General features: G+C 67.9%; 9 protein-coding genes. 5 read left to right on the forward strand and 4 right to left on the reverse strand.

The features are described from left to right. On the reverse strand, positions 1-788 hold a 788-nt coding region (locus VJR25_RS16385; RefSeq protein ID WP_324116961.1), incomplete at its 3' end, for a PHP domain-containing protein. 9 nt (positions 789-797) lie between these two features. Beyond that, positions 798-1,859 (reverse strand): anthranilate phosphoribosyltransferase, encoded by a 1,062-nt coding sequence (gene trpD / locus VJR25_RS16390; protein WP_324116963.1) that lies wholly within the window; start codon positions 1,857-1,859, stop codon positions 798-800. Positions 1,860-2,077: 218 nt separating this feature from the next. Here trpD and VJR25_RS16395 point away from each other — a divergent pair, with 218 nt between their 5' ends. The 5 genes from VJR25_RS16395 to VJR25_RS16415 all read left to right on the forward strand — a co-directional run bounded on the left by VJR25_RS16395 (position 2,078) and on the right by VJR25_RS16415 (position 7,143). Further along, positions 2,078-2,722 carry a heme-copper oxidase subunit III gene (locus tag VJR25_RS16395; protein WP_324116975.1) on the forward strand — a complete coding sequence of 215 codons (645 nt, stop codon included), beginning with the start codon at positions 2,078-2,080 and terminating at the stop codon, positions 2,720-2,722. 19 nt (positions 2,723-2,741) lie between these two features. Next, positions 2,742-3,548 (forward strand): c-type cytochrome, encoded by an 807-nt coding sequence (locus VJR25_RS16400; protein WP_324116965.1) that lies wholly within the window; start codon positions 2,742-2,744, stop codon positions 3,546-3,548. Positions 3,549-3,585: 37 nt separating this feature from the next. Next, a complete protein-coding gene (locus tag VJR25_RS16405) occupies positions 3,586-4,662 on the forward strand; it encodes a ubiquinol-cytochrome c reductase iron-sulfur subunit (protein WP_324116967.1) in 1,077 nt (358 codons plus the stop codon). Beyond that, positions 4,659-6,497 (forward strand): cytochrome b, encoded by a 1,839-nt coding sequence (locus VJR25_RS16410; protein ID WP_414683812.1) that lies wholly within the window; start codon positions 4,659-4,661, stop codon positions 6,495-6,497. Before VJR25_RS16405 ends, VJR25_RS16410 begins: the two co-directional genes overlap by 4 nt. Before the next feature lie 70 nt (positions 6,498-6,567). Further along, positions 6,568-7,143 (forward strand): AAA family ATPase, encoded by a 576-nt coding sequence (locus VJR25_RS16415; protein ID WP_324116969.1) that lies wholly within the window; start codon positions 6,568-6,570, stop codon positions 7,141-7,143. 118 nt (positions 7,144-7,261) lie between these two features. On the opposite strand, the gene VJR25_RS16420 is transcribed toward VJR25_RS16415, so the two are convergent. Beyond that, the gene (locus tag VJR25_RS16420; RefSeq protein WP_324116971.1) at positions 7,262-7,696 is read right to left on the reverse strand and encodes a cytochrome c oxidase subunit 4; all 435 of its coding nucleotides are present in this window, start codon (positions 7,694-7,696) and stop codon (positions 7,262-7,264) included. Further along, positions 7,697-9,322, reverse strand: a 1,626-nt coding sequence (ctaD, locus tag VJR25_RS16425; RefSeq protein WP_324116973.1) for a cytochrome c oxidase subunit I, incomplete at its 5' end; no start/stop codon positions are given.

Raw genomic sequence — 9,322 nt, forward strand, 5'->3', positions numbered from 1 at the left:
TCCCGCTCGGGACGGGAGTTGATCTCCACCGCCACGCCGTGCGCGGCGCACGCCTCGAACACGGGCTTCGGCTCGAACTCTGACGGCGGGCGGGTTCCGCGGTCCCCGCCGACGAGGCGCCCGGTCACATGTCCGAGCACGTCGGTGTGCGGGTCGGATGCCGCCGCCACCAGGCGCCGCGTCATCGGCAGTCGTTCCATCCGCAGCTTGGAGTGCGCGGAGGCCACCACGATGTCGAGGTCCGCCAGGAGCTCGGGTTCCTGGTCGAGTGCGCCGTCCTCGAGGATGTCGACCTCGATGCCGGTCAGCAGCGTGAACGATCCGGTGCCGAACCCGCGCACGATCGGCAGCTGCGCGCGCAGTCGTTCCGGCGAGAGGCCGTTCGCGACGCGCAGCCGCGGCGAGTGGTCGGTCAGCGCGAGGTACTCGTGCCCGAGCGCGATCGCGGCGGCCGCCATGTCGTCGATCGGCGTCAGGCCGTCCGACCAGTCGCTGTGGCTGTGCAGATCACCGCGCAGCAGCGTCCGCAGCGCGCTGGCCTCGGGTGCGTACCGCCGGCGCAGATCCGCCAGGTAGTCCGGCACCCGGCCGTCGAGAGCCTGCCGGATGACGGCGAGGCTCGTGTCCCCGATCCCGGGGCGGGACCCGAGGGCCGGGTCGCGCAGCTGCGCGTCGGTGAGTCCGTCGATGGCCGCGGCCGCGGTCCGGAACGCCTTGGAGCGATAGCGGGATGCCCGTTCCCGCTCCAGCAGCGAAGCGATCTCGAGCAGCGCCGCCCGCGGGTCCATCGCCGTGCCTCAGCCCGCGAGCGCCTGCGTCGTGGCCACCCAGTCGTCGAGTTTCGCCGCCGCTGCGCCGTCGTCGATCGCCGCGGCGGCATCGTTCTTCGCTTCGATGAGACGCTCCAGGATGGGGCGCTGCACCTGGGCCGGTTCGCGGAACAGCCGGTACGCGACCATGCCGGCGGCCGCGTTCAGCAGCACGATGTCGCGGACCGGGCCCGTCTCCCCGGAGACCGTGCGGCGCACGACCTCGGCATTGTGCGCCGGGTCGCCGCCGAGCAGGTCCTCGAGGTCCGCGAGCGGGATGCCGAGGTCGGGCGGGTAGATGTCGTGCTCGTGCACGTCGCCGAGGCTCACCTCCCACAGACGGCTGTGCCCGGTCGTGGTCAGCTCGTCCAGGCCGTCGTCACCGCGGAACACGAGGGCCGTGGCGCCGCGCGTCTGGAACACGCCGGTGATGAGCGGCACACGGTCGAGCTGCGCGACGCCCACGGCGTTGGCCTCCGCGCGTGCCGGGTTGCAGAGGGGGCCGAGGAAGTTGAACACGGTCGGCACGCCCAGCTCGGCGCGGGTCGCGCCGGCGTGGCGGAAGCCCGGGTGGAAGGCCGAGGCGAACGCGAAGGTGATGCCGGTGCGGGCCAGGGTCTCGGCCACCGCCTCCGGCGCGAGGGACAGATCCAGGCCCAGCGCGCTCAGCACATCCGAGGAGCCCGACGACGAACTGGCCGCCTTGTTGCCGTGCTTGACGACGGGCACGCCCGCGGCCGCGGCGACGATCGCCGACATCGTCGACACGTTGACCGTGCCGAACCTGTCCCCGCCGGTCCCCACGATGTCGAGCACCTCGGCGGTCACCGGCAGAGGGAGCGCCGCCTCGAGGATCGCGTCACGGAACCCGACGATCTCGTCGACCGTCTCGCCCTTGACCCTCAGCGCGATGAGGAAGCCCGCGAGCTGGGACGGCGTGGCGGTGCCCGCCATCACCTTCCGCATGGCCCACGTCGACTCGGAGACGCTCAGATCGCGTCCGGCGACAAGAGTCGAGATGATGTCCGGCCAGGTGTAGAGCTCCGCCATGACTCCCGATCCTATCGAGCACCGGCATCCGTCCCGCCGCGTCGCTCTGCGGCTGATCGGCCCGGGCTCGGCGACCGGGACCACCATCCCCCCAGGTTGCCAGGCGATTCCCTGCCCATCCGAGGCGAACTCGCCATCAGCTCTGAGTGCTCGCACAGCGCCCGACTGCCCGAATCGTGATGCTCCGGTGCGAAAATCCCGTGTCGGAATCGGCCATAATGGTCTGCGTGACGACCCCAACGACATACAACCAGGCTCTGCGCACCGTGAAACGGCCGGACCCGGTCGCCGTCGGCACCATCGTCTGGCTCGGTTCTGAGGTGATGTTCTTCGCGGGCCTGTTCGCGATCTACTTCACCCTGCGCAGCACCTCCCCCGATCTGTGGGCGGAGATGACCAAGCACCTCAACGTTCCCTACGCGTTCGTGAACACGGTGATCCTCGTGCTCTCGTCGGTGACGTGCCAGATGGGTGTCTTCGCGGCCGAGCGGTTCCAGCCGTACACGAACCCCAAGTCGACGCGACGTCGCGACCGCTGGGGCATGGTGCCGTGGTTCTACCTGACCTTCATCATGGGCGCGATCTTCGTGTCCGGCCAGGTGTGGGAGTACTCGCAGCTCGTGACCGAGGGCATGCCCATCTACGCGAACGCGTACGCGTCGGCGTTCTACCTGACCACCGGCTTCCACGCTCTGCACGTGACCGGCGGCCTCATCGCGTTCCTGCTCGTGATCGGCCGCGCCTACGCCGTCAAGAACTTCGGGCGCAAGGAGATGACCACCGCCATCGTCGTGTCGTACTACTGGCACTTCGTCGACGTGGTCTGGATCGCCCTCTTCGCCGTCATCTACTTCCTGAGATAAGAACCGGAGCCGTACCGAAATGGCACGAGACAAGAAGCGCCGCAACTCCGGACGCCGCAGCCCCCTCGCCGCGGCCGTCCTCATCGGCGTCGGCCTGCTGCTGACCGGTGGGGTGTATGCCGGGGCGTCGGCCGCCATGGCCGCGACGAACGACACGTCGACCCAGCATTCGTCGAATCTCACGGCGGAAGACGGCAAGAAGCTGTTCCAGGCGAACTGCGCCACCTGCCACGGCCTCGACCTGCAGGGCACCGAGAACGGACCGTCGCTGTACGGCGTCGGCGAGCTGGCCGTCGAGTTCCAGGTGTCCACCGGCCGCATGCCGCTGGCCGCGCAGGGACCGCAGGCGCAGATCAAGCCCGCGCAGTTCACCGAGGACCAGGTGCGCGCGATGGCCGCCTACGTCCAGTCGATGGCCCCCGGCCCGACCTACCCGTCGGCGATCACCACCGACGGCAAGGGCAACGTCGCCGACGGCGCCGAGCTGTTCCGCATCAACTGCGCCATGTGCCACAACGTGGCCGGCGCCGGCGGTGCGCTCACGGAGGGCAAGTACGCCCCCGCCCTGAATCAGACGAGCGCGCTGCACATGTACGCGGCCATGGTCACGGGCCCGCAGAACATGCCGGTGTTCAGCAACACCAACCTCAACCTGAGCGAGAAGCGGGACATCATCTCGTACCTGCTCTACCTGCAGCAGAACAAGTCCCCGGGCGGCTACGGCCTCGGCGACCTGGGACCCGTCTCCGAAGGCCTGTTCATCTGGATCTTCGGCATCGGCACCCTGATCGCCGTCACGGTGTGGATCACCGCGAAGTCCAACTGATCGTTTCCGACTCTTTCTTCCACGTACGAGGAGCACCATGGCACACGAGGACGACCCGCTCGAGCACGAGAGGGCTTCTTGGCAGCCCTCCCCCGGGCTCGCCGTAGCGGTCACCGACCCGGTGCAGCACGACGCGCTGCCGCCGCACCGTGAGCGCATGACGGACAAGGATCCGGCTGCGATGAATCGCGCCGTGCGCACGGTCTACACGCTGTTCTACCTGTCGGTGGCGGCGAGCATCTGGGCCGTGGCGGCGTACATGCTGTTCCCGATCGAGAGCGGCAGCCTGACCGACATCCGCCACAACGAGCTGTTCGTGGGCCTCGGCATCGCGGCCGCGCTGCTGGCGATCGGCGTGGGGGCCATCCACTGGTCCAAGGCCGTCATGTCGGACAAGGAGTTCATCGAGCCGCGTCACGCCACCCGTGGCCGTGACACGACCCGTGAGGCCGCGGTCCAGGCGTTCGCCGAGGCGAACGAGGAGTCCGGCTTCGGCCGCCGCGCGATGATCCGCAACTCGATGATCGCCGCCGTCGTGGCATCCATCGTCCCCGGCATCACGCTGTTCCGCGGGCTCGCCCCCGAGGACTCGCCCGCGAACCCGCACGGCGGAGACCCGGTGTACCTGCTCAGCCACACCATGTGGAAGAAGGGCACCCGCCTGGTGCACGACCCCACGGGTGTGCCGATCAAGGCGTCGGACATCGAGATCGGCTCGGCCGTGCACGTTCTCCCCGAGGGCCTCATGCCCGACGAGGTGTCGGACTACCTCGACGAGAAGGCCAAGGCGATCGTGCTGCTCGTCCGCATGCCGGTCGACCAGCTGCACCCGCCGAAGGGCAAGGAGAGCTGGGGCTACGACGGCATCGTCGCGTTCTCCAAGGTGTGCACGCACGTCGGATGCCCCGTGGCACTCTACGAGCAGCAGACGCACCACCTGCTGTGCCCCTGCCACCAGTCGCAGTTCGACGTCTCCCGCGGCGCCGAGGTGCTCTTCGGCCCGGCGGCCCGACCGCTGCCGCAGCTGCCCATCGAAGTCGACGCCGAGGGATACCTCGTGGCGCAGAGCGACTTCCACGAACCCGTCGGCCCGAGCTTCTGGGAGCGCCATTGAGCACTACAACTGCCCCCTCCGAGACCGAGGCGCCCGCGCCCGTGTCGGAGAAGGAAGCGCCGCTGGGCGGCCGCTTCATCGGCTGGGCCGCGAACTACCTCGACGAGCGCACGAGCATGTCGGGCTTCATCAAGGAGCTCGGCCGCAAGATCTTCCCCGACCACTGGTCGTTCATGCTGGGTGAGATCGCCCTGTGGAGCTTCGTCGCGGTGCTGCTGTCCGGCACGTTCCTGACGTTCTTCTTCCAGGCCTCGATGGTGGAGACCCACTACGCCGGCGCCTACGAGCCGATGCGCGGCGTGCAGATGTCCGCCGCCCTCGACTCCACCCTGCGGCTGTCGTTCGACATCCGCGGCGGCCTGCTCGTGCGTCAGATCCACCACTGGGCGGCGCTCGTGTTCGTGGCCGGCATCGGCGTGCACATGCTGCGCGTCTTCTTCACCGGCGCGTTCCGCAAGCCGCGCGAGCTCAACTGGGTGATCGGCTTCATCCTGTTCGTCCTGGCCATGGGCGAGGGCTTCACCGGCTACTCGCTGCCCGACGACCTGCTCTCCGGCAACGGCCTCGCGATCATCAACGGCATGATCAAGGGCATCCCGGTGATCGGCACCTGGACGTCGTTCCTGCTGTTCGGCGGCCAGTTCCCCGGCCAGCAGATCGTCGGCCGTCTGTACACGCTGCACATCCTGCTGCTGCCGGCGATCCTCGTCGCGCTGCTGGTGCTCCACCTGATGCTCATGATCATCAACAAGCACACGCAGTTCGCCGGTCCCGCCCGCAAGAACAGCAACGTGGTCGGCTACCCGATGCTGCCGGTGTACGCGTCGAAGATGGGTGGATTCTTCTTCATCACCTTCGGGATCATCGTGCTGATCGCTTCGCTGTTCACGATCAACCCGATCTGGAACTACGGCCCGTACGACCCGTCGCCCGTGTCTGCGGGCACGCAGCCGGACTGGTACATCGGCTTCGCCGACGGCGCGCTGCGACTCGTGCCGCCGCACCTCGAGTTCGTGTGGCTCGACCACACCTGGTCGTTCAACATCATCATCCCGCTCACCGTGCTGGTGGTGTTCATCGTCCTCGTGATGTTCTACCCGTTCATCGAGGCGTGGATCACCGGTGACAAGCGCGAGCACCACATCGCCCAGCGGCCGCGCAACTCCGCGACCCGCACCGCGATCGGTGCCGCCGGCGTCTGGTTCTACGCGGTGCTGTGGGCCTCGGCCTCGTCCGACCTCATCGCCACGCACTTCCAGCTGACGATGGAGGGTGTCATCCACACCCTGCAGGGCGCGCTCATCATCGGCCCGGTCATCATCTACTTCGTCGCGAAGCGCATCTGCATCGCACTGCAGAAGAAGGACCGCGAGATCCTGCTGCACGGCTACGAGTCGGGCCGCATCGTCCGCCTCCCGGGTGGCGAGTTCATCGAGGTGCACCAGCCCGTCGACGAGTTCGAGCGCATCAAGCTGGCCGACTACGAGACCTACGAGCCCCTGGTGGTGCGCCCCAACGCGAAGGGCCGGATCGGCTTCTGGCGCAACTTCCGCGGCTCGCTGTCGCGCTGGTTCTTCGAGGACCGCCTGGTGCCGATCACGCACAGCGAGCTCGAGGCCGCGCACGCCCACCAGCACCACGAGCTGGAGCAGATGGCGAGCATCGAGGGCGACGAGATCCAGGGCGCCCACGAGCGTGCCGGACACCCGGAGGCCCCGCTGACCCCGATCGACGACAACAAGAGCGGCGAGGTGCCCGTGCGCCCCACCACCGTTCTGAACACGGAGGACCCGGAGCACCCTCGCAAGAACCGCGAGAAGGAAGCCGGTCAGTAACTCCGACCCGCATTCGGCTGAGGCCCGTTCCCCGTGAGGGAGCGGGCCTCAGCCGTTCCCGGAACATAGGATGCTGCGTGTGCTCGGCTTCGCGGACCCTCTCCCCCACCGCCCCCGGCGAATCCTCGTCGCCGGCGTCTCCGGTTCGGGCAAGACGACGCTCGCCGCACGCATCGCGATCATCGCACGCGCGCCGCACACGGAAATCGACGCGCTCCATCACGGTCCGAACTGGACGCCGCGCCCTGAGTTCTCCAACGACGTGCGCGCGCTCGCGCAGCAGGACGCCTGGACGACGGAGTGGCAGTACTCGGCCGCCCGGCCGGTCCTGGCGGAGCACGCGGACCTCGTCGTGTGGCTCGATCTGCCGTTCGTCACCGTCGTCCTCCCCCGCGTCGTCGCACGTACGGTACGACGCAGGCTGGGCCGCGAGGTGCTCTGGAACGGCAACGTGGAGCCACCGCTGCACACGTTCTTCACCGACCGCCAGCACATCGTGCGGTGGGCCGTGCGCACACGTGACAAGTACGCCCCGCTCCTCTCCGAGCTCGAGCGCGAGCACCCGCGGCTGCCGATCGCGCGTCTGCAGACGGCCCGGCACGTCGAGGCGTGGCTGTCAGGCGCATTCATGCGCAGCATCCGCTGAGCCGGGGAGCGGATGCTGCGATCCGAGTGTCCATGCCCGCCAGACGCCGTGTGCGCCCGACTGACGCACGAAAAGGGGCCGACACGCATAGCGTGTCGGCCCCTTCCGCTCGCTGAGGTCAGCGCGCGAAGTATCCGCGGTAGTACTCGTAGACCCAGCCGACGATCGCGACGACGAAGATCGCGAGGCCGATCGGGAACATCCAGGTGCCCACGGCGAGGCCGATCATGCCGAACGAAGCAGCCAGGGCCAGCACGATGGGCCACCAGGACCACGGCGAGAACTCGCCGAGCTCGGGGTCGCCGTCGTCGATGTCACTGGTGAGGACGTCCTCGGGCAGCTCGCCGCCCTGCGCGTTGTGCACGCGGCCGATGTAGAACGCGATGAGCGCGGACATCAGGGTGGCGAACAGCAGCGCCACCGAACCGACCCACTCGATGCCGTCGTACCACGGAGCATCCGGGTGCGCCCCGATGTTCCAGACGGTGTACATGATCGTGACGACCAGGAAGAAGCCGCTCAGGATCCACCAGAGATTGACGTTGCTGCGCACTTACTTGGCCTCTCCATGGGCGGTGACTGCCCACTCGGCAGCCTCCGGGTGGTTCAGGTCGAATGCCGGACGCTCGCTGCGGATGCGCGGGATCGAGGTGAAGTTGTGACGCGGCGGCGGGCAGGTGGTCGCCCACTCGAGCGATGCGCCGTAGCCCCACGGGTCGTTGACCGTGACACGGGGTGCGCGCCGGGCCGTGATCCAGACGTTCAGCAGGAACGGGATCATCGACGCGCCGAGCAGCATGGCGCCGATCGTGGACACCTGGTTCATCCAGGTCCAGCCGTCGGACGGGGCGTAGTCCGCGTAGCGGCGCGGCATGCCGTCCACGCCCAGCCAGTGCTGGATGAGGAAGGTCATGTGGAAGCCGATGAACAGCATCCAGAAGTGCACCATGCCGAGACGCTCGTTGAGCATGCGCCCGGTCCACTTCGGCCACCAGAAGTAGAAGCCGGAGAACATGGCGAACACGACCGTGCCGAACACCACGTAGTGGAAGTGCGCCACGACGAAGTACGAGTCGGACAGCGCGAAGTCGAGCGGCGGCGACGCCAGGATGACGCCGGTGAGGCCGCCGAACACGAACGACACGAGGAAGCCGAGGGCGAACACCATGGGCGTCTCGAACGTCACCGAGCCTCGCCACAGCGTTCCGATCCAGTTGAAGATCTTCACACCGGTCGGCACGGCGATGAGCATCGTCATCAGCGCGAAGAACGGCAGCAGCACCGCGCCCGTCACGTACATGTGGTGAGCCCAGACCGCCACCGACAGGGCGGCGATCGAGATGGTCGCGTAGACGAGGGTCTTGTACCCGAAGATCGGCTTGCGGCTGAAGACCGGGAAGACCTCGGAGACGATGCCGAAGAACGGCAGCGCGATGATGTACACCTCGGGGTGGCCGAAGAACCAGAACAGGTGCTCCCAGAGCAGCACGCCGCCGTTGGCCGGATCGTAGATGTGCGCGCCGAGCACGCGGTCGGCGGCAGCGGCGAGCAGCGCGGCGGCCAGCACCGGGAAGGCCATCAGCACGAGGATGCTCGTGATCAGCGTGTTCCACGAGAAGATCGGCATGCGCCACATGGTCATGCCGGGCGCGCGCATCGTGACGATCGTCGTGATGAAGTTCACCGCGCCCATGATCGTGCCGAAACCGCTCATGGCGAGGCCGAGCATCCAGAGGTTCCCACCCGCGCCGGGCGAGAAGCTCGCATCCGCCAGTGGCTGATACGCGAACCACCCGAATGCGGCCGCACCCTGCGGGGTGAGGAAGCCGGCGACGGCGATCGTCGAGCCGAACAGGAACAGCCAGAACGCGAACGCGTTCAGACGCGGGAACGCCACGTCGGGCGCGCCGATCTGCAGCGGCAGCACCGCGTTCGCGAATCCCGCGAACAGCGGGGTCGCGAACATGAGCAGCATGATCGTGCCGTGCATGGTGAACAGCTGGTTGTACTGCTCTTTGGTCGGGATGATCTGCATGCCCGGCTCGAACAGCTCGGCGCGGATGATGAGGGCCATCACGCCGCCCAGCATGAAGAACATCACCGAGGCGATGAGGTACATGTAGCCGATCGTCTTGTGGTCGGTGGAGGTGATCCACTTGACGATGATGTTGCCCTTCTC

This window comes from Microbacterium sp. (assembly GCF_035277845.1).
Lineage (GTDB): Bacteria > Actinomycetota > Actinomycetes > Actinomycetales > Microbacteriaceae > Microbacterium.